The following is a 19,731-nucleotide window of genomic DNA, read 5'->3' as shown; positions in this document are numbered from 1 at the left end:
ACGGCGGACGCGGAGACGATCCCGGTAGGGGTCTCGCGCACGCTCCGTGCGGGTGAGAAGATCGCGTTCCTCGGCTTTGGCTCGATGACGAACGTGCTGGCGCCCGTCGCGGAAAGCTTGAACGGCACCCTCATCGACATGCGGTTCGTGAAGCCCGTCGACGAGAAGGCGGTTTTGGAAGCCGCGCGCACGCACGGGCTTCTCGTCGTCGCCGAAGAGGGCGTTCTGGCGGGGGGCGCCTGCTCGGCGGTCCTCGAAGTCCTGGCGGACCACGGCGTCACGGTCCCCGTCATGCGCTTCGGTCTCCCCGACCGCTGGATCGACCACGGCACGCAGGGGGAACTCCTCGCTTCCGTGGGGCTCACCTCCGAGGCGATCGAAGCGAAGGTCAAGGCCCGCGCCGAAGCGCTCGGCCTCCTCTGAGAACGCCCTGAAGGAGGCCCGCCCGGAAAACTCTCGAAACCCGGGCCCATCGGTCCGAAACCCGCCCGCTACCTATAATTTGGGGAAGCGGGCGGTTCCTTTTGCTCATCCCGGAGCCTCCCGCTTCACCCCGAACTGAACCCACAGCCATCCCAGGGAGCTCCATCTCATGACGCCCACGATTCACACCGATTTCGATCTCACGACGCTCACGACCTTCGGGCTCCGGTCGACGGCGCGACGCTACGCCGAGGCGGCGTCGTTGGAAGACCTGCGCGCGCTCTTCGCCGACGCCCGTTTGAAAGGGGAGCCCGTGCGCCTTCTTGGGGGCGGCGCCAACGTCATCGCGGGCCGCACCGTCGAAGGGCTCGTCGTGCGCGTGGCGCTCACGGGCATGGAGGTGGAGGAGCATCCCGAAGGCGGGATGGCGCTCACGGTGGGCGCGGGCGAGCGCTTGGACGACGTCGTCCGCAAAACGCTCCTTGAAGGTTGGGGCGGCATGGAGGGGCTCGCGGCGGTACCCGGCACCGTGGGCGGCGCGGTCGTCCAGAACGCGGGCGCCTACGGGGTGGAAGTCGCCGAAGTGCTCGAATGGGTCGAGGTGTGGAATCCGGAAACGGACGAAGTGAAGCGCATGTCGACGGAAGAATGCGACTTCGGCTACCGCACGAGCGTCTTCAAGACGCCTGAGGGCGAAAAGCTCGTCATCCTGCGTGCGGGCCTCATCGTGGGCCGCGGGGCAGCCCACCCCAAGACCGACTACAAGGATCTCGCGCAGGAGTTGGAGCGCTCGGGCGCCGACCCGAAGGATCCCTTGGCCGTGGAGGCGGCCGTGCGGGCGCTGCGCGCCCGGAAGCTTCCCGATCCGGCGAGGATCGGGAACGCCGGGTCCTTCTTCAAGAACCCGATCGTGACGCAGGTGAAGGCGCGGCAGCTGCGCACCGACTACCCCATGCTGGTCGTCTACCCGTTGGCCGGCGCCCGCGTGAAGTTGGCGGCCGGCTGGCTCATCCAGGAAGCGGGCTTCAAGGGCGCGGTGCGCGGGCCCGTGGGGGTTTCTGAAAACCACGCGCTCATCCTCGTCAACAAGGGCGGGGCGGACGCCGAGGACGTGAAGGCGCTCCGCGACGAAATCGTCGCGGCGGTCGAAAAGCGCTTCGGCGTGACGCTCGAACCCGAACCCGTCTTCTGGGATTGAGTTCAGGGCGTCGGACGTTCCGAGTTTCAGAAATGAAGAGAGCCCCGGTTTCGGCCGGGGCTCTTGCTTCATGTGACGTACGCGGGCGTCAGGCTTCTCAGCCGTGGGCCTTCGGGTCGTACTTCTCCGGGAACTTCATCTCGGCGTAGCGCACGAACCGGCAGCCGGTCTTCATCTTGTACCCGAACCAGATCGCGAGGAAGAGCGGGATCCCGATGTAGGTGGCCGTCACCGACCCCCAGTCGATCGTGTTCTCCAGGAACGCCGCATAGTTCTGCCCCAGCATGATCACCGTGCAGAGGACGAACGCGAAGATCGGCCCCAGCGGGAAGAAGCTCGAACGGTAGGGAAGCTTCGAGAGGTCGCCCCCGCGGAGCACGTAGCCGCGGCGGAAGCGGTAGTGGCTCACGGCGATCCCGAGCCACGCGATGAAGCCGCTCATCCCGGAGGCGTTGAGCAACCACAGGTAGACGGACTGGTTGTCAAAGAGGGACGTGAGGAAGCAGAGCGCCGCCACGGCCGTCGTGGCGTAGAGGGCGTTTCGCGGCACGCCCGAGGCGGAGAGCTTCCGGAAGCACTTCGGAGCGCTCCCCTGGTGCGCCAGGACGTAGAGCATGCGGGTCGCGGCGTAGAGGCCGGAATTCCCGGCCGAGAGCACCGACGTGAGGATGACGGCGTTCATGAGCGCGGCCGCGGAGAGGAGCCCGGCGTGCTCGAAGACGAGCGTGAAGGGGCTCACCGCGACGTCGGTGACGTCGTTCTTCAAGAGCCTCGGGTCCGTGTACGGGATGATGAGGCTGATGACGAGGATCGAGAAGATGTAGAAGAGGAGAATGCGCCAAAAGACCTGACGGACCGCCTTCGGGATGTTCTTCTGCGGGTTTTCGGTTTCGCCCGCGGCGATCCCGATCAGTTCCGTCCCCTGAAAGGAAAACCCGACGACCATCGCGACCCCGATCAGGGCGGGCAGGCCGCCCACGAAGGGCGCGTCGTCGATCACCCAGTTCGAGAACCCGGCCGGGATGTCGTCCGTCAGGATCCCGAAGATCATCGCGCAGCCCGTGCCGATGAAGAAGACGACGGTGAGCACCTTGAGAAGCGCGAACCAGTATTCGGTCTCGCCGAACCCCTTCACGGAGAAGAAGTTGAGGGCGAAGATGAACCCTAAGAACAATGCGCTCCATACCGTCCCCGGCACGTCCGGGAACCACCAGCCCATGACGAGCTGCGCCGCGACCAAGTCGACCGCGACCGTGATCGCCCAGTTGTAGCAGTAGTTCCAACCGAGGGCGAAGCCGAAGCCTTCGTCGACGTAGCGGCGCCCGTACGTGGAGAAGGACCCCGCGACGGGCTCGAAGGCCGCGAGTTCGCCGAGGCTCGTCATCAGGAAGTAGACCATCAGCCCGATGATCGAGTAGGCGAGAAGGGCGCTCCCGGGACCGGCCTGCGCGATCGTCGCGCCCGAGGCGACGAAGAGCCCCGTGCCGATCGAGCCGCCGATGGCGATCATGGTGATGTGGCGCGCCTTCAGGTCGCGCCGGAGTCCCGCGTTTTCGCGGGCGTGTTCGTCAGACATGCGTCGTGTCTCCTTGTGCGGGGGAGAGTTCGAAAGAGAAAAACGCGACATCCATCGGGCGCCGCCCTTTCGATGCGCTCTCCGGAGCCCCTTGGCGGGCCCGCGGCCTGGCGACGCGTCGAGAGTTCGAACAGCCGACAGCTCCTCCGCCGCAGTGGCCTGCGGCGGGAGTGGTGCGGATCTTCTCCGCACCCCCAACCAACGCACCCCGTCGGGTGCGCCGTTTCGGCGGTCCGACCTTTCCGACGGCGTCACGGGATACCTCCTCGGCCGTCTACTCTTTCGGAACCGCGCCTCTATCACGCTGGTGTTCGCTCATCCGTGTCCGCCCCTAGGGTGAAAAGGGTGCGGGTTTTCACGGAAACGAACGCGCATTGTGACACAGATCGGGGGCGGCGTGGGGCTTCGGACAAGGCGGTCGACGGGTTCTCTTGACCGGGCGGAACGGCGGGGGAAGGGCGAGCGGAGGAGAAACCGGCGGAAGCCGGACGAACCTGGGAAGTACCCGGTCTGAAGGTCGGGCGGGGTTCGGGCGGAGGGGAGGAAGATGGAGGGGAGACGCGGATGCGACGGGTGAGGCGGATGAAAAAATCCCCGAGCCTTCTCAAAAGGATCGGGGACTTTTCTTCGTCAGACGAACGTCTGATTAGGCCATCGCCTTGATCGAGGCCGAGAGGCGGCTCTTGTGGCGGGCGGCGGCGTTGCGGTGCAGAACGCCCTTGCCGGCCATCGCGTCGATCACGCTCTGGGCCTTGACGAAGGCTTCCTGAGCGGCGGCCTTGTCGCCGGCGACGATGAGCTTGCGCACGGCCTTGATGGCGGTGCGGTACTGGCTGCGCTGAGCCGAGAGGTGCATGTTGCGCGCGACGATCTGGCGGGCGCGCTTGCGAGCTTGCTTGGTGTTAGCCATTTTTAAATGTGTCCTTGCCTAAAAAACAGTCGGCGATCGGTTTCTTTACATAGCCGGTCGCCGCTCTGCATTGCAATCGCGAGCGTGGGCTCGGCCGGTAAGTCTTTTTGTGCGCCCGGGGACCAGAGTCGGTCGTCCGGACAACCCCGCGCCCTGCGGACGCCGGGTCGGGAAGGGTTTTCTTCGGGGAAGGCCGCCCTCCCGAGCGGTCTTCGGGGCATGGAATTGCCTCTCTCCGAAAAGTCCTCCACTATACCAAAATTCCCGAACGTAGACAAATCCCTGACACGAATTTTCAGGGCCTGCAACGTTCGCACTGCCGTAGAATCCATGGGATTCCACGAACACGGATTCCCGAATCCCCGCACGCCATGTCGCTACTGAAGTCCGCCGCCACCGTATCCGGCCTCACGCTCGTCTCCCGTATCACCGGGGTGATCCGCGACATGCTGATCGCGCGCTATTTCGGCGCGGGCGCGGAAACCGACGCCTTCTACGTCGCTTTCCGCCTCCCCAACATGCTGCGCCGGCTCTTCGCCGAAGGGGCCTTCCAACAGGCCTTCGTACCGATGCTCTCGGACGTTCGGGAAACGAGCTCGCGCGAGCGCTCGAAGGCGTTCGTCGACCATGTGTTCACCGTTTTGGCGGCCGCCGTGCTCTTGGCGAGCGTCTTGGGTGTGCTTCTTTCGCCCTTGCTCGTCTGGGCGATCGCGAGCGGCATGCGGGAGGACCCCGCGGCCTACACGTTGGCGGTGGGTCTCACCCGCGTGATGTTCCCCTACATCGCGTTCATGAGCCTGGTGGCGTTGGCCGCTTCGGTTCTCAACACCCTCAAGCACTTCGCCGTGCCCGCCTTCACGCCGGTGCTCCTCAACCTCTCCTTCATCGCGGCGACGCTCTTTCTGGCGCCGACGTTGGAGGAACCCATCTGGGCCTTGGCCGCGGGCGTCATGGCGGGGGGCGTGCTGCAGCTGATGGTGCAGGTCATCGCGCTCCGGCGCTTGAGCGTGAAGCTTCGTCCCCGAGGTTGGCGCGAGAGCATCGGGGACGAGGCCGTTCGCCGCGTGCTGAAGCTCATGGTCCCGGCGCTCTTCGGCGTCGGCGTCGCGCAACTCTCCATCCTCATCAACACGAACATCGCCTCGTGGCTGGGCGCGGGCGCCGTCACGTGGCTCAACTACGCCGACCGCCTGATGGAGTTTCCGACGGCGCTCCTGGGGGTCGCCCTCGGGACCGTGATGCTCCCGGGGCTTTCCGCCGCGCACGCGAAGGGCGACGCCGAGCGCTACAACGCGCTCTTGGACCACGGCCTGCGGCTCGTGCTCCTTGTGGGCGTTCCGGCTTCGATCGGGCTTTGGTTGACGGCGGACGCGTTGGTCGCCTTCCTCTTCCAGGGCCGCAGCTTCACGGCGGCGGACGTCTCCCAGACGGCCTTGGCCGTCACGGGCTACGCGGTGGGGTTGATCGGCCTCATTGCGCTGAAAATCATCGCGCCCGCCTTCTACGCCCGCAAGGACATCCGCACGCCGGTGCGCGCGGCCTTCGCGTCCTTGGTCGTCGTGCAGTTGGTGAACCTCGTCTCCGTGCCGCTCTTCGCGCACGCGGGGTTGGCGCTCTCGGTCGGGATCGGAAGCTGCGTGAACGCCTTGACGCTCCTCACGCTCCTCATGCGCCGCGGGATCTACAAGCCCTTGACCGGCTGGGGCGTCTTCGGGCTTCGCACCGGCGCCGCGACCGCACTCATGGCCGCGGGCCTCTGGTCCGCGCAGCGCGGCGTCGTCTGGACGGACCTCGTTTGGACCTGGCGCGCGGCGGGGGCGCTTGGGATCGTCGCCGGGGCGGCCGTCATCTACTTCGGCGTCCTCTTCGTGACGGGTTGGCGGCTCTCCGACCTGCGGCCGAAGCGCTGATCGCGTTTCATGCGATCGGCCACGGGCGCTTCGGAAAGGTCACGACGAAGTTCGCGAGCGAATGCCGGATGCGGACCTCGGGCAGACCGTCCTTTTCCAACGCTTCGCGGATCGCGGCGAAGCCCCATCCGCGGTCCTCAACCGCGAAGCCGCCCATCAAGGGCGTCGAGGCGAGAAGCCTCGTGAGGTACTGGTTGCGTATGGGACGGATTCCGTCGACCATACCGAGGCCGCCTCCTCGAAGCGGTCCGCCCGGGCTCGAAATCTCCAGTCGATCGTCGTACATGTCGATGCGCACCGGCATCCCGCGGCTCTCGGCGGAATAGTCGCGGTGTTGGAGGGCGTTCGTCAGCGCTTCGAGGACGGCCTTGGTTGAGTAGTCCGGATAGTTCCTGCGGAGCGCCCCCGTGATGATCGCAGGCTCCCTCATGTTGAGGCGCATCTGGTCGAGAGCATCAAGCAGTATGTCGGGGATCGAGCCCGTGAGCTCTTTGGTGCGAAGGCGCTCCGCGTCTCCCGGGGTTCCCGCCCAACGCGTGAAGACGATCTGAAGAGAGGGAAAGAACCGCTGGGGCTTACGCCCGGCGGCGAGCAGACCCGCCAAGGTCGGACGCCGAACCGCACCGTCCGGTCGGATCGCGCCGATTCCTTCGAGAAGCTCGTGGCGGCTCAGGAAGACGAAGGGGCGTGTGAGGCGGTCGCGGACGGCTCCGAGGAGCCTCTTGAGGGCCGTCGGCTCGAAGTCGTCGAGGGTGGCGCCGGGCACGATGTCGAAGTCGTGGCGTGGTTCTTCGCGGACTTCGCGGAGGCGGTTGATCTCGTAGGGTGAGAGTTGGTGGGCGTCTTCGGGACGGAGTCCCAAGAGGCGCATGGCTTCGATGAGCTCGGGAGAAATGGGGGTGGTCATCGTCGGAATGGGTGAGGGTGGTCGACACGACGATTCTACGACCGTGAACCTCAACCGGTCGAGGCCCGCCGCCCAAGACGTCGAAAGCCCGACGGTCTTTCGATCCCGCCGGGCTTTTCTTGCGAAGCAAGGAAGCGTTTACTTCGCTTCTTCTTTCTTCACCTCAGCCTTTTCGGCTTCCTCTTCCGCCTCTACCGGCGTCTCCGGATCCTCTTCGAAGTCGTTTTCGTCGGCTTCGTCGTCCTCATCGTCGTCGATGTTCTCCTCCTCGCTCCAGGCGAGGAACGGCATGCCGAGCGGCCAGGCGATGAGTTCGTCCTCGGTGAGCTCGTTCAGGGCGTTCGGGCCCAGCTCCGCCGTGTTCACCGCGTAGTTGAGCTTCGCGTAGACCTCGACCAGGTCGCGGCGAAGAAGCTCCGCCGCCGTCTCTTCGTCGGGGGATTCGTTGAGGGCGGCGATCGTGTCGGTGAGCGCGTCGCTCGCGTCCTGAAGGGTGGCCTGAAGCCATTCGATGTCGATGCGGGCCATGGCGGCTGGTGCCTCTTTCTGTTGGATGGTTCGGATGGACGGACGTGATTGTAGTCGGCCGGGCGCCCGCGCATCGCCCGCACCGCAATGAAGCTTTAAGAAACGGGGCGTAGAGTCCTTGAAACGGCCTTCCGGACAGGCGAAGAGGACAAACTCCCGCGCGCCTCCGGAGACCATCGACCAAGCAAACAGAAGAAAAGGAAAGGTACAACCATGCCGCAGAGCAAGACCGATCCGCGCCGCGCGCAGAAGCTCAAGAAGCGCACGCAGCGTGCCGGGGAAGGCGCCCCGGTGAGCTACGTCTATCTTTTGGACGTCCTCCGTGAGTCCCTCAACAAGCGCTTCTACGAAGAGCAGGGCTTCCCGCACCTCGAATTCCTCGCGCAGAACTGGAAGGGCGCCGAGATGAGGCACGGCGACCTCTCGGACTACCTCGAACTCCAGGACATGTTCATCGGGTTCGCGTACGCGCTCTCGCACGCGATTCACTCGGGCGCGCCCTTCTCGATGGAGGAGCGCGAAGACCACGTGGCGGGCGTCGCGTACGCCCTTGCGGCGACGCTTCTGAACAACCGCCCGGACTTCCACGACGAATCGGGCTGGATGGGGGGCGGCGTCTTCAAGGCGCTGCGCGAGCGCTGGGCGCTCCCCAAGATGAAGGCCGCGGGCGTGCCGGTCCAGAACCGCTTCATGAGCGACCGTGAGCTGGCCTGCCTCTTCGCGGTCGACTTCGTGATGAGCTTCCTCGACATGACGGGCGAGCTCGCGCAGATGGGGGGCGACAAGGTCATTTCGGTGACGGTCTGCAAGGACCGTCTCCTCACGAACTACCTCGGGCTCGTCACCTCGAACCTGATGCTCGCCACCGAGGGCTTCCTCGACTTCGACCAGGTCTTTGCGGAAAACGCGGTGACGGAAGAGTTCCTCCAGCGCTACCCCGACTGGAAGCCCGAAGCCGCGGACGATTTGAACGTCGACGCGTTGGGCTTCAATTCGCTCGACCGCGAAGACGTCGCCTTCATGATGGAGCTGATGGCGAATGGCGCCTTCATGTCGGAGATGCGTGAGCTCTACGTGGGTGAAGCCGCGAAGGCGATCCCGCAGGGAAAGCGCGAAGAAGCCGTCATGCGCTGGGTGCTCCAGTACGGTCCCCGCTGCAAGAAGGCGTTCGCCGCGGGGCACGATCCCTCGGAAGAGGACATGGACCGCGATGCGGAGGTCGTGAACGGCATCATCATGCAGCTTTTGCAGGCGAACGGCGAAGCGCTCACCGGCGCGCAGGAGGTGCCGCCTGAAGTGGCGCCTGCGGAAACCGCCGATGCCGCTGAACCGGCCAAGGAACCGGCCTCGACCTGATGCCGACGACGATTCCCTCCAATTGAGAGCGCCCCATGGAACCCCCATAAGACCGCCATCCCAACCCCAATGAGACCGAAGGGCCGGACGTTTTGAAAAAGCGTCCGGCCCTTCGGCTTTACGGTTGACAGGTTGTGTTCGGATGCGTCCTCAGCAGACCGCCTCGATCGCCTCGGAGAGTTCGAGCCAGCGCATCTCGAGCACTTCGACCTTGGGCGCCAATTCGCCGTGCGCCTTCGTGACGGCGGCGACCTCCGCGGCGTCCCCGGCGTAGAAGTCCGGGTCGGCGAGCTTCGCGTCGAGCTGGGCGAGCTCCTCCTGGAGCTTCGCCATCTCGCGCTCGACCTTCTCCAATTCCTTTTTGAGGGGCTTTCGCGCCTCCGCGATGCGGCGGCGCTCTTCGGCTTCCTGGCGGCGCGTCTCCTTCTTGTTGACGACGGGCGCCTCGCGCTTCGCACGTTGCTCGGCGCGTTCGGCCTGCGCCGTCGTACGGCGGTGTTCAAGCACCAGGGCGGCGTAGTCGTCGAGGTCGCCGTCGTACTCCGTGACGGCCCCTTCGTGGACGAGCCAGAGGCGCTCGGTCGTGGCGCGAAGAAGATGGCGGTCGTGCGAGACGATGAGCACGGCGCCTTCAAACGTCGAGAGCGCCATCGTCAGCGCCTCGCGCGTTTCCATGTCGAGGTGGTTGGTCGGTTCGTCGAGCACGAGGAGGTTGGGCTTCGTCCACGCGATGAGGGCGAGCGCGAGACGCGCCTTTTCGCCCCCCGACATCGGGCCCACGGGGGCGCTCGCGAAGTCGCCGGAGAACCGGTAGACGCCGAGGTGGTCGCGCAGTTCCTGCTCGCGCACGTCGGGGGCGAGCCGCTTCATGTGTTCGAGCGGCGACTCGTCCGCACGGAGCTGATCGAGCTGATGCTGCGCGAAGTAGCCGATCTCCAGACCCTGGCCGCGGCGCAGTTCCCCGGCCAACTTCGGAATTTCGCCCACGACCGTCTTGATGAGGGTGGACTTCCCGGCGCCGTTGACGCCGAGCACGCCGATCCGCTCGCCCGAGCGCACCGAGAAGGTGACGCCCCGGAGGATCACGAGGTCGTCGTAGCCGCAGGCGAGCCCTTCGGCGTCGGCCAGGTGTTCCGGCAAACGCACGGGCTTCGGGAATTCGAAGCGCCATTCGCGCTTTGCGCGCACGGCTTCGACGCTCTCGAGCTTCTCCAGCATCTTGATGCGGGACTGCGCCTGGCGGGCCTTGGTCGCCTTCGCGCGGAAGCGGTCGATGAAGCTCCGAAGGCTCGCCGCCTTCGCTTCGTAGGCGCGGTGTGCGGCGTCCTGCTGACGCAGACGCTCCATGCGCTCGGCCTCGAACTTCGTGAAGTTCCCGGCGTAGCGGCGGATCGTGTCGTCTTCGACCGACCAGATCGTCGTGACGGCGCGGTCGAGGAACTCGCGGTCGTGCGAAATGATGATGACGGTCGCCTCGACGTGACGGAGCCAATTCTCAAGCCAGATGAGCGAATCGATGTCGAGGTGGTTGGTCGGTTCGTCGAGCAGCAGAAGGTCCGCCGGGCACATCAGCGCCCGGGCCAAGGCGATGCGGTTTCGCCAACCGCCCGAGAAGTCGGCGACGGGGCGCTCGGCATCGTCCTGCGAGAAGCCCAGACCCGCCAGAATCGTGCGGGCGGCGGCCGTCACGGCCCCTTCGTTCACTTCCGCCAATTCCGCGTGCGCGTGGGCGAGCGCCATTTCGTCGCCCGAGGCTTCCGCGGCCTTCAAGGCTTCGCGGGCCGCAACGAGCGGCGCGTGCCCCGAGAGCACGTACTCAAGGCACGCGACGTCGGTCACCTTGAAGCTCTGCGCGACGTGCGCGATGCGCTCGCGCCGCGGCGTTTCGATGTCGCCCGCTTCCGGGGAGAGTTCGCCCAGAACGGCCGCGAAGAGCGTCGACTTCCCACAGCCGTTGGGGCCGACGAGGCCGATGCGCTCGCCGGGAGAGGCCGTGAGGGTGGCGTTCCGGTAGAGGACGCGCGTGCCGCGCGTCAGCGAAAGGTTGAGGAGCCGGAGCATGAGGTCAGTTGCTCCCCTCGTCGCCGAAGTAGCGCTTCAACTCTTCGGCCGTCACGAGGAAGACCTGATCGTCCCCGCCCGAGACGGTGAGCCACGTGAGCTCCAGCCCGGGGAAGGTGGCTTCGACGGCTTCAAGCCCGTCGCCCACTTCGACGATGAGGATGCCGTTGTCGGTCAGGTGCTCCGCCGCTTCGGGGAGCATGCGGCGCACGACGTCCATGCCGTCGACGCCCGCGCCCAAGGCCATTTCGGGCTCGTGGCGGTATTCCTGCGGGAGGCGCTTCATCGAAGCTTCGGTCACGTAGGGCGGGTTCGAGATGATGACGTCGAAGCGCCGACCGGCAAGCCCCGAGAAGAGGTCGCCCTGAACGAGTTCGAGCTCCTCTTCGAGACCGTACTCGCGGCAGTTGATCTTGGCGACTTCGAGGGCGTCGGCGGAGAGGTCGCTCCCCGTCACCTGCGCGCTCGGGAAGACGCCCTTCGCGAGGATCGCGAGGCATCCCGAGCCCGTGCAGAGGTCGAGAACCGAGCCCACGGCTTCCGGGTCTTCCACCCAGGGCCAGAGGTCTTCTTCGAGGAGTTCGGCGATGTAGCTCCTCGGAATGAGGGCGCGCTCGTCGACGTAGAAGCGGTGTTCCGTCAGCCAGGCTTCCTTCAAGAGGTACGCGGCCGGGGTCTTTTCGTGGACGCGGCGGTCGATGAGGTGCACGAGGCGCACGAGTTCGTTGTGCGTGAGCGCGGCGTCGAAGAAGTCTTCGAAGTGCTCGAAGGGGAGCTTCAGCGCGCGGCAGATGAGAAAGCTCGACTCCTCCCAGGCGTCGGGCGAGCCGTGGCCGTAGGAGAGGTCCGCGCTTTCCATTTCCGTGATCGACCAGCGGAAGACGTCGCGGATCGTCTTCAGGTTGTGGATCGGGTCGTCCAAGAGCGGCGCGATTTCGTACATGTCGGGCTCCTTCGGGGATGTGGGTGCCGGACGCGCGTGAGGGAGGCGGGCCCGGAAAATCATTGAAACACACCATTATGCCTTTCCTCACGCGTTTCTTGCCCGCTTCGGGTGCGCCGGGGCGACCCGGGCGGGATCGGCGGCGGGATCGGAAGCGGGATGGCGTGCGGCTGGGCGGCGCGGAGCCGCGCCCGGTTCCCGTCCGAACCCCGCCGCACGCGTTGCGGCCCGATGAATGCGCCGTCCGGTCCGCACAGAATTCCCCGCTCTGCGCGTACAATCCAAGGAATCTACGCGCGCGCCCATCAAGTGTTCCCGGGGCGCGCCCACCCGATCGGACAACCAGCGACCATGTCGAACCAGACCATCCTCATTTTCATTGCGGCGGCGGCCGTGGTGCTTCTGGCCCTTTTCTGGCGCTCCAAGCGCGAAGAGCGCCGGGTGCGCGCGGCGCAGGAAAAGTTCCAGACGAATGTTGAAGATCCGCTGACGCGCTCGACGCGGCATGAGCCCGAGATGAGCAGCATGCCCGACGACGATGACGAGGATGAGGCGCCCGCCAGGACGCCGGTCGAACCCGTGCTCCCGCAGGAGCCGACCGTCGGGGGCGTGAAGCCCGCGGCGAAGTCGGCGGCGATGCCTTCGGACGAACCGCCCATCTACGACGAACTCGAGGCGGAAGCCGAAGAGCAGGAGCGCGAAGAGGAGCGCGCCGCGGACGCCGCTTCCGCGCAGCCCGAATTCCAGTCGTACCCGCCGGTCGACGCTGAAGTCGAGTGGGTGCTCGACATCACGCCGGGCGAGGGCGAACAGTTCGCGCTGGGGGGCGTGAAGAGCCTTGAAAACGAGGTGAAGCGCAGCCACTTCTCCATGCCCGTGCGCATCTGGGCGCGCGGCATCCGCGACGGCCTCTACTGCGAGGCGCGCCAACTCGCATCCCCTGCGAATCACGTCGTCGCGACGATGGTGCTCGCCAACCGCTCGGGCGGGTTGTCCGACGTCTGCGCGAGCGAATTCTTCCAGGTGCTGGAGCACGCGGCCGCGGGGGTCGACGCCACCGTCCGCCACACGATGGATCCGCTTCAGGCCGCGAAGATGGCGGACGCTCTGAAGGGCTTCATCGCCTACTACGACCATTCGATCGACATCGTCATCACGCCGGCCGACCCGAGCACGCCCACCTTCAGCCTCGACGCCGTGACGGAGGCCGCGCAGGCCGCGGGCTTCACCGCGGCGACCGGCCGCTGGGAGTACCGCGCGGTCCCGACCGACCGCGATCCGGTGATGACGCTCGCCTTCGGGCCGGAGGGTTCGGGCTCGCTCGTGCTGAAGCTCGACCTACCGCTCACGGTCCTCTCGCGCGGCGACCTGCAGCGCTTCCTCGCGTCGGCGAACCACATCGCCGTGACGCTTCACGCGCAGTGGAACTACGCCGCGGCGGTACCGCCCGGGGCCGCGGGCGCCGTGCAGATCGAGCGCCAGGCGAAGGAGCACGCCGAGACGATGCGCACGCACGGGGCCGAACCCGGCAGCGCCCGCGCGAAGATCCTCTTCTCGCGCGGCGGCTGAACGCGCCCGCGCGCGGTCCCGCGCGACTCTGCCCGATTCCGCCCGATACCGCCAGACATCAGGCGCCGCCGACTCCGCCCCGGAGGGCGGCGCTTTCTTCACCGTTTTCTCCCTGAACGTTTTTCCTTCCCCGGTCCGCCACCGGACCGGCCACGACGATGACCGAAGAACGCAAAACCGACCCCGCCTCCGATTCCTCCAATTCCTCCGGCAAGGAAGCCCAGGGCTTCTGGGGCGAAGCCGCGGCCGAAGCCCTCGCGCCCGAAGCCGCCCCCGCGCGCATGCGCGAACTCGAAGCGAAGATCAGCGCGGCCGACCACGCCTACTACGTGCTCGACGATCCGATCCTCTCGGACGAGGAGTACGACCGGCTCTATCACGAACTCGCGGCCCTGGAGGCGCGCTTCCCCGAGCTCGTGAGTCCCGCGTCCCCCACGCACCGCGTCTCGGGCGCCGTCCGCGAAGACCTCCCGAAGGTGACGCACGCGCAGCCGATGCTCTCGATTCACACCGAGACGGATTTCACGGCGGAGGGCGCGAAGGCGTTCGACGAGCGCGTCAGGAAGGAGTTGGGGCTCACGGACGAGGACGCCCCCGTCGTCTACGACTGCGAACTCAAGTTCGACGGTCTTGCGATGTCGATGCGCTACGAGAAGGGCGTGCTGGTCTTGGCCGCCACCCGCGGCGACGGCACGACCGGCGAAGACGTGACCGCGAACGTGCGCACGATCCGCACGATCCCGTTGAAGTTGGACGGGGTCCCGGACGTTTTCGAGGTCCGCGGCGAAGTGATCATGCACCGCGCGGACTTCCATGCGCTGAACGAACGCCAACTGAAGGACGGCAAGAAGACCTTCGTCAATCCCCGCAACGCCGCCGCGGGGTCGCTCCGTCAATTGGACCCCAAGGTGACGGCGGCTCGCCGCCTTCACTTCTACGCGTACGCGTTGGGCGAGTGCTCCGCCCCGGACTTCGCCGCGTCGCAGACGGAATTGCTCGACCGCTTCAAGGCGTTGGGGCTTCCCGTCGCCGACATGCGCCGTCGCGTCGAAGGCCCCGAGGCGCTCGCTGCCTTCCACGACGAGGTGGCCGCGAACCGCGCGGAGCTGCCGTTCGACATCGACGGCGTCGTCTACAAGGTGGACGACTTCGGGCTGCAGCGTGAGCTCGGCTTCCTCTCGCGCGAACCCCGCTGGGCGTGCGCGCACAAGTACCCGCCCGAAGAGGCAGTGACCGTTCTGGAAGCGATCGACGTGCAGGTGGGCCGCACGGGGAAGCTCACCCCCGTCGCGCGCCTCGCGCCCGTCTTCGTGGGCGGCGTCACCGTCTCGAACGCGACCCTTCACAACGAATCCTTCATCGCGGAATTGGACCTCTGCATCGGCGACAGCGTCGTCGTACGCCGCGCCGGCGACGTGATCCCCGAGGTGGTGCGGGTTCTGCACGAGCGCCGTCCCGAGGGCGCCCGGCGCTTCCAGATGCCCGACCACTGCCCCGTCTGCGGGTCGGCGACGATCCGCGACGAAGAGGAAAAGGACACGCGCTGCACGGGCGGACTCTTCTGCCCCGCGCAGGTGAAGCTCGCGATCGTGCACTTCGCGTCGCGCCGCGCGGCCGGGATCGACGGGCTCGGAGAAAAGATCGTCACGATGTTGGTCGACGAAGGCCTGGTCTCGACCCCTGCGGACCTCTTCCACTTGACGCACGAGGCGCTCACCGACTTCATCACCGCGACGAAGGGCACTGAAAAGCCCGTGCGCCGCATGGGCCCCAAGGCCGCGCAGAATCTTTTGGACAACCTGGAGCGCGCGAAGTCGACGACGTTCGCCCGCTTCATCTTCGCGCTCGGCTGCCGGCACGTGGGCGAGGCGACGGCCCTGACTTTGGCCACGCACTTCGGGACGTTGGATGCGCTCCGGAACGCCACCCTCGAAGAGCTCACCCACGTCGACGACGTGGGCGAGATCGTGGGCGAGAGCGTCCACGCCTTCTTCAAGGAGCCCCACAACGAGGAGGTGATCGGCGAGCTGATCACCGCCGGGATGCACTGGCCCGCGGTCGAGAAGAAGACGACCGCGTCCGCCGTCGCCGGGAAGACCTTCGTCATCACGGGGACGCTCCCGACGCTGAAGCGCGACGCCGCCAAGGACATGCTGATCGCCGCGGGCGCGAAGGTGGCGGGCTCGGTCTCGAAGAAGACCGACTTCGTGGTGGCCGGCGCCGAAGCCGGGTCGAAGTTGGAGAAGGCCGAGGCCCTGGGCGTCAAGGTGATCGACGAGGCCGAAATGCTCGCGATGCTCTCGGCGCCGGGTGAGGCGACGGCTGCGACGGAAGAGGCTGCGGCCGAAGAACCGGCCTCTGAAACCCCGCAGGAAGTGCCCGCTGAAACCGTGAAGGCTGCGGAACCCGTGAAGGTCGCGGAGACCGTCAAGCCCGTGGAAAAGCACGAGCCCCGCGCACCGCTGCCGGAACCCATTCAGGAAACGCTCTTCTGACGGATACCCGAACCACCATCTTCAAAGGACATTCACCATGCTTGCTTTGATCGGCGGCTCGGGCTTTTCCGGCCCGGGCGTTCTCACCGACACCGAAACGGTGGAGATCGACACCCCCTACGGCGCCCCCTCGGCGCCCATCGTGTTGGGAAAGCTTGGCGGCACGCCCGTCGCCTTCCTTCTTCGTCACGGCCCCGGACACCGCTTTGCGCCCCACACCGTCCCCTACCGCGCGAACCTCTGGGCGCTCAAAAAACTCGGCGTCGAAGGCGTCGTCGGCGTCGCGACCGTGGGCGGGATCGCAGGCCCCTTGGGCCCGGGCGGCATCGCCGTCCCGGACCAGCTGATCGACTACACCTGGGGGCGTGAGGTCACGTACTACGACCGCCCCGAAGCGGGCGTGAAGCACGTCGACATGACGCATCCCTTCGACCGGGGGCTCCGTGAAGAGCTGATCGCGGCGGCGGCCGCGCTCGGCAAAGACCTCATGACGGAGGGCACCTACGCCTGCACGCAGGGGCCGCGTCTTGAAACCGCGGCGGAAGTCCGCCGCTACGCCCGCGACGGCGCCGACATGATCGGGATGACGCTCTACCCCGAGTGCGCGCTGGCGCGCGAACTGGATCTTCCCTACGCGGGGATCTGCGTCTCGGTCAACCACGCCGCCGGCATGGGCGACTCCAAGGACGAAATCGACTTCGAGAGCCTCCACGACGTCGTGGAGCGCGCGGTCGCGAAGGTGGTGGAGGTGGTCGAAGAGACGCTCCGCCGACGCGCGGCACCGTAAAGTCCGCCGACCGGATGAAAGACGCCCGGGAGCCTCACGGCCGCCCGGGCGTCGTCTTGTGTGGGGGAGGGTGCGCCGAGCCTTCAGGCGCCCGCCGTCTCGGCTTCCACTTCAGCGGAGTCCGCGGGATCGTCGGGTTCGAGCACGGCTTCGGACGCGAGAAGCGTCCGGGTGTAGAGGTGCTTCGGGTTCCCGAACACCTCGTCCCTCGGGCCCGCTTCGACGATCCGTCCCTTCTTCATGACGACCACGCGGTCGCACATGTGCCGCACGACGCCGAGGTTGTGCGAGATGAAGAGAAAGCTCATGCCGCGCTCCAACTGCAATGTCTTCATGAGGTTCAGGACCTGCGCCTGAACGGAGACGTCCAGGGCGCTCGTCGGTTCGTCGCAAAGAAGCAGGTCCGGCTCGCACGCCAGCGCCCGCGCGATCGAAATGCGCTGGCGCTGCCCGCCGGAAAACTCGTGCGGGCGCTTCGCGTATGCGGACGCCGGGAGCCCCACGCGGGCCAAAAGCGCCGCGGCGCGCTCGCGTCTCGCGCTCCCTGCGAGCTGCGGCGCGTAGATCCGGAGGGCCTCTTCGACGGCTTCGCCCGCGGTCATGCGCGGGTTGAGGCTCGACTGCGGGTCCTGGAAGATCATCGCGATGCGGGGTTTTCGCCCTTCCGGCTCGGCAAAGCGCACCGCGCCCGCGTCGGCGGTGATGAGTCCCGCGACGGTTTTCGCAAGGGTCGACTTCCCCGAGCCCGATTCCCCTACGACCGCCACGGTTTCGCCGCGCCGGATCGTGATCGAGACGTCGTCCAAGGCCTTGGGGGCCTCGGCCGCCTTCGCGCCCGAGAAGAACGCCTGCGCCCGCGCGAGGATCGACGGTTTCCCGAAGCGCTTCGAAACCCCTTCGACCCGGAGAATCTCGGGGGCTTCAGCGAGCGCCGCTTCGCGGGCCTCCGCCAACTTTCCCCAGGGCTTTTCGTGCCCCGCGTGGAAGCTCACCATCGAGCCCGGCACGGCGCGGCCGTTCGCGGCCGCGCGCAGGCACGCGGCGTAGTGGGGCATACACGGGTTGACTGAACTCGCATCGTCGATCCTCAGAAGCTCCGGCACGGCCATACAGCACTCGGCCGAAGCCGCGCGGCAGCGCGGATGAAAGGCGCAGCCCGTGGGCCTTCTGCCCGGGTCCGGCATCGCCCCCTCGATCTGTTCGAGCCAGAGGGTGGGGTGCTTGGCGTTCGTCTTCGACGAGGCCGCCCGCGGGATCGACCCGATCAGCCCCTTCGTGTAGGGGTGCTGCGGGTGGGTGAGGACGTCCGCGGCCGGGCCGATCTCCACCAACCGGCCCGAGTAGAGCACCGCCGCACGGTCGCAGGTCGCGGCGACGACGCCCATGTCGTGGGTGATGAGGAGCACCGCCACGCCGCGCTCGCGCGCGAGGCGCTTCAAGAGCGCCGTGATCTGCGCCTGAAGCGTGGCGTCGAGCGCCGTGGTGGGTTCGTCGGCGACGATCAGCTGCGGGTCGCCGGCCAAAGCCAATGCGATGACGACGCGCTGGCGCATCCCGCCCGAGAGTTCGTGCGGGTAGGAGGTCAGCAGGCGCTCCGGATCGGGAAGCCCCGCCTCGGTGAGAAGCCGCAGGGCGTGCGCGCGGGCCTGCGCGCCGGCGACGCCTTTGAGCGTTCGGATCGTCTCCTCCAACTGCGCCCCGATCGTCATCAGGGGATCCAAGCTCGTGAGCGGGTCCTGAAAGACGAATCCGATCCCGCGGCCGCGCACGGCCCGCATTTCGCGCTCCGTGAGGCCGTCGAGCCTTCTGCCGCCCAACGCCACGGCGCCCGCGCGCCGGACGATCCCCTTGGGGAGGAGCCCGCTCAGGGCCGCTCCCGCCATCGACTTCCCGGCGCCGGATTCGCCCACGAGCCCCATGATTTCGCCCGCGCCGATCGAGAGCGTCAGGTCGGTGAGAAGCGGAGGGCGCGCCGGATCCTCGGCCCCGACCGTGAGGTGTGAGACCACGAGGACGGGCGTCTCCGGGAGAGCGCTCCGGGGGATAGCCTGCGGCGCGTCCGTCGAGGGGAAGACCGCGGTGCGGAAGGCTTCTTCGTTCGTCGTCATGATGAAAACTCAAGCGGTGTGGGCCTCAGCGGCGGAGCATGGGATTCAGAGCGTCGCGCAGGCGGTCGCCCAGGATGTTGACGGAGAGCACAGAGAGCGCGAGAACGCTCCCCGGGAAGAACGCGATCCACCATTCGCCCGAGAGCACGTAGTCGCTCCCGATGCGGATGAGCGTTCCGAGCGACGGCGTCGTGGGCGGCACGCCCACGCCCAAGAAGGAGAGCGTCGCCTCCGTCATCACCGCGCCCCCGACGTTCATCGCGAGGAGCACCCAGACGGGGCCCATGACGTTGGGGAGGACGTGCCGGATCATCACGGTCGCGGCGCCTTCGCCCATCATTCGGGCGGCCGAGACGTAGTCTTCGCCGCGCTTCTGCTTCGCCAAGGCGCGCACCGTTCGGGCGTAGGGGACCCAGCCCGTCAGCGTCATGGCGGCCAAGAGCACCACGTAGGTGGTCGTGGTGCCGGCGCCTTCGCCCACCACCGCGCGCATGACGCCGTCGAAAAGGAGCGCGGCGAGGAGCGCCGGAAACGTCAGCGCCACGTCGCAGAGCCGCATGAGCAGCGCATCCGCCCAGCCGCCCCGGTACCCGGCGACGAGCCCCGCGCCGACCCCCAGCACCATCGAGAGGATCGCCGCGGCGAAGCCGATCAGAAACGAGAGCCGCATCCCCGAGAGGATCAGCGCCAGGAGGTCGCGCCCCTGGTCGTCGGTTCCGAGCATGTGCGCGGGGTCGCCCCCGTCGATCCACGAGGGCGGGAAGTTCGCGTCGACGATGTCGTAGGTCGTCGGATCGTAGGGGTCGAAGGGCGAGAGCATCGGCCCGAAGGCCGCGGACCCAAGAAGGACCGCGAGCACGACGAACGCGGCCGCCGCGAAGGGCGCTTCGCGCACTTCGCGGAGGATCCGGACTGCGAACGACGGCCGCGCATCCTGAGCCTCCGCCGTTTCCGCGGAAG

General features: G+C 67.1%; 14 protein-coding genes, 1 pseudogene and 1 riboswitch. Of the genes and pseudogenes, 7 read left to right on the top strand and 8 right to left on the bottom strand.

What is annotated here, in order from left to right:
* Both HMPREF9440_RS12275 and murB read left to right on the top strand, forming a co-directional pair.
* Nucleotides 1-423 (top strand): annotated as a pseudogene (locus HMPREF9440_RS12275) (transketolase C-terminal domain-containing protein); the annotation flags it as partial.
* Between the two features lie 169 nt (nt 424-592).
* Nucleotides 593-1,621: a UDP-N-acetylmuramate dehydrogenase gene (gene murB / locus HMPREF9440_RS09430; RefSeq protein WP_008543683.1), complete on the top strand. Its 1,029-nt coding sequence runs from the start codon at nt 593-595 to the stop codon at nt 1,619-1,621.
* A 97-nt stretch (nt 1,622-1,718) separates the two neighbouring features.
* On the opposite strand, the gene HMPREF9440_RS09425 is transcribed toward murB, so the two are convergent.
* Both HMPREF9440_RS09425 and rpsT read right to left on the bottom strand, forming a co-directional pair.
* Nucleotides 1,719-3,197, bottom strand: coding sequence for an amino acid permease (locus tag HMPREF9440_RS09425; RefSeq protein ID WP_008543681.1), 1,479 nt, complete (start codon nt 3,195-3,197; stop codon nt 1,719-1,721).
* 130 nt (nt 3,198-3,327) lie between these two features.
* Nucleotides 3,328-3,504, bottom strand: a riboswitch (Lysine riboswitch).
* Nucleotides 3,505-3,843: 339 nt separating this feature from the next.
* Nucleotides 3,844-4,107 (bottom strand): 30S ribosomal protein S20, encoded by a 264-nt coding sequence (gene rpsT, locus HMPREF9440_RS09420; RefSeq protein ID WP_008543677.1) that lies wholly within the window; start codon nt 4,105-4,107, stop codon nt 3,844-3,846.
* A 371-nt stretch (nt 4,108-4,478) separates the two neighbouring features.
* Between rpsT and murJ the strand changes: the two genes are divergently transcribed.
* The gene (gene murJ / locus HMPREF9440_RS09415; RefSeq protein ID WP_008543675.1) at nt 4,479-6,017 is read left to right on the top strand and encodes a murein biosynthesis integral membrane protein MurJ; all 1,539 of its coding nucleotides are present in this window, start codon (nt 4,479-4,481) and stop codon (nt 6,015-6,017) included.
* A gap of 7 nt (nt 6,018-6,024) precedes the next feature.
* On the opposite strand, the gene HMPREF9440_RS09410 is transcribed toward murJ, so the two are convergent.
* Both HMPREF9440_RS09410 and HMPREF9440_RS11300 read right to left on the bottom strand, forming a co-directional pair.
* Nucleotides 6,025-6,924, bottom strand: a complete 900-nt coding sequence (locus HMPREF9440_RS09410) for an ATP-binding protein (protein WP_008543673.1) — start codon at nt 6,922-6,924, stop codon at nt 6,025-6,027.
* A 138-nt stretch (nt 6,925-7,062) separates the two neighbouring features.
* The gene (locus HMPREF9440_RS11300; RefSeq protein WP_008543672.1) at nt 7,063-7,452 is read right to left on the bottom strand and encodes a hypothetical protein; all 390 of its coding nucleotides are present in this window, start codon (nt 7,450-7,452) and stop codon (nt 7,063-7,065) included.
* 213 nt (nt 7,453-7,665) lie between these two features.
* Here HMPREF9440_RS11300 and HMPREF9440_RS09400 point away from each other — a divergent pair, with 213 nt between their 5' ends.
* Nucleotides 7,666-8,808 carry a hypothetical protein gene (locus tag HMPREF9440_RS09400; protein ID WP_008543670.1) on the top strand — a complete coding sequence of 381 codons (1,143 nt, stop codon included), beginning with the start codon at nt 7,666-7,668 and terminating at the stop codon, nt 8,806-8,808.
* 150 nt (nt 8,809-8,958) lie between these two features.
* Here the strand turns inward: HMPREF9440_RS09400 and HMPREF9440_RS09395 are convergent, their stop codons facing one another.
* Nucleotides 8,959-10,869 carry an ABC-F family ATP-binding cassette domain-containing protein gene (locus HMPREF9440_RS09395; protein WP_008543664.1) on the bottom strand — a complete coding sequence of 637 codons (1,911 nt, stop codon included), beginning with the start codon at nt 10,867-10,869 and terminating at the stop codon, nt 8,959-8,961.
* A 4-nt stretch (nt 10,870-10,873) separates the two neighbouring features.
* The gene (gene prmB, locus HMPREF9440_RS09390; protein WP_008543663.1) at nt 10,874-11,812 is read right to left on the bottom strand and encodes a 50S ribosomal protein L3 N(5)-glutamine methyltransferase; all 939 of its coding nucleotides are present in this window, start codon (nt 11,810-11,812) and stop codon (nt 10,874-10,876) included.
* 351 nt (nt 11,813-12,163) lie between these two features.
* Here prmB and HMPREF9440_RS09385 point away from each other — a divergent pair, with 351 nt between their 5' ends.
* The 3 genes from HMPREF9440_RS09385 to HMPREF9440_RS09375 all read left to right on the top strand — a co-directional run bounded on the left by HMPREF9440_RS09385 (nt 12,164) and on the right by HMPREF9440_RS09375 (nt 16,663).
* A complete protein-coding gene (locus HMPREF9440_RS09385; RefSeq protein WP_008543662.1) occupies nt 12,164-13,381 on the top strand; it encodes a hypothetical protein in 1,218 nt (405 codons plus the stop codon).
* 158 nt (nt 13,382-13,539) lie between these two features.
* Nucleotides 13,540-15,876 (top strand): NAD-dependent DNA ligase LigA, encoded by a 2,337-nt coding sequence (gene ligA, locus HMPREF9440_RS09380; RefSeq protein WP_008543661.1) that lies wholly within the window; start codon nt 13,540-13,542, stop codon nt 15,874-15,876.
* A gap of 37 nt (nt 15,877-15,913) precedes the next feature.
* Nucleotides 15,914-16,663 carry an S-methyl-5'-thioinosine phosphorylase gene (locus HMPREF9440_RS09375; protein WP_008543660.1) on the top strand — a complete coding sequence of 250 codons (750 nt, stop codon included), beginning with the start codon at nt 15,914-15,916 and terminating at the stop codon, nt 16,661-16,663.
* Between the two features lie 83 nt (nt 16,664-16,746).
* On the opposite strand, the gene HMPREF9440_RS09370 is transcribed toward HMPREF9440_RS09375, so the two are convergent.
* Both HMPREF9440_RS09370 and HMPREF9440_RS09365 read right to left on the bottom strand, forming a co-directional pair.
* A complete protein-coding gene (locus HMPREF9440_RS09370; protein ID WP_008543651.1) occupies nt 16,747-18,771 on the bottom strand; it encodes a dipeptide ABC transporter ATP-binding protein in 2,025 nt (674 codons plus the stop codon).
* A 25-nt stretch (nt 18,772-18,796) separates the two neighbouring features.
* Nucleotides 18,797-19,666 (bottom strand): ABC transporter permease, encoded by an 870-nt coding sequence (locus HMPREF9440_RS09365; protein WP_392392012.1) that lies wholly within the window; start codon nt 19,664-19,666, stop codon nt 18,797-18,799.
* Nucleotides 19,667-19,731 lie beyond the last annotated feature (65 nt).

The organism is Sutterella parvirubra YIT 11816 (assembly GCF_000250875.1).
In the GTDB taxonomy this organism is placed as follows: Bacteria; Pseudomonadota; Gammaproteobacteria; order Burkholderiales; family Burkholderiaceae_F; genus Sutterella; species Sutterella parvirubra.
The sequence above is the reverse complement of the archived record's forward strand: the minus strand, read 5'-3'. Positions and strand labels throughout refer to the sequence as shown.

Bases quoted from the DNA above. Each gene is read 5' to 3' on its own strand.
- murB (WP_008543683.1), top strand. From the start codon at position 593: ATGACGCCCACGATTCACACCGATTTCGATCTCACGACGCTCACGACC.
- HMPREF9440_RS09375 (WP_008543660.1), top strand. From the start codon at position 15,914: ATGCTTGCTTTGATCGGCGGCTCGGGCTTTTCCGGCCCGGGCGTTCTC.
- ligA (WP_008543661.1), top strand. From the start codon at position 13,540: ATGACCGAAGAACGCAAAACCGACCCCGCCTCCGATTCCTCCAATTCC.
- prmB (WP_008543663.1), bottom strand. From the start codon at position 11,812: ATGTACGAAATCGCGCCGCTCTTGGACGACCCGATCCACAACCTGAAG.
- HMPREF9440_RS09400 (WP_008543670.1), top strand. From the start codon at position 7,666: ATGCCGCAGAGCAAGACCGATCCGCGCCGCGCGCAGAAGCTCAAGAAG.
- HMPREF9440_RS09410 (WP_008543673.1), bottom strand. From the start codon at position 6,924: ATGACCACCCCCATTTCTCCCGAGCTCATCGAAGCCATGCGCCTCTTG.
- HMPREF9440_RS09395 (WP_008543664.1), bottom strand. From the start codon at position 10,869: ATGCTCCGGCTCCTCAACCTTTCGCTGACGCGCGGCACGCGCGTCCTC.
- HMPREF9440_RS09385 (WP_008543662.1), top strand. From the start codon at position 12,164: ATGTCGAACCAGACCATCCTCATTTTCATTGCGGCGGCGGCCGTGGTG.
- HMPREF9440_RS09425 (WP_008543681.1), bottom strand. From the start codon at position 3,197: ATGTCTGACGAACACGCCCGCGAAAACGCGGGACTCCGGCGCGACCTG.
- HMPREF9440_RS11300 (WP_008543672.1), bottom strand. From the start codon at position 7,452: ATGGCCCGCATCGACATCGAATGGCTTCAGGCCACCCTTCAGGACGCG.
- murJ (WP_008543675.1), top strand. From the start codon at position 4,479: ATGTCGCTACTGAAGTCCGCCGCCACCGTATCCGGCCTCACGCTCGTC.
- HMPREF9440_RS09370 (WP_008543651.1), bottom strand. From the start codon at position 18,771: ATGACGACGAACGAAGAAGCCTTCCGCACCGCGGTCTTCCCCTCGACG.
- rpsT (WP_008543677.1), bottom strand. From the start codon at position 4,107: ATGGCTAACACCAAGCAAGCTCGCAAGCGCGCCCGCCAGATCGTCGCG.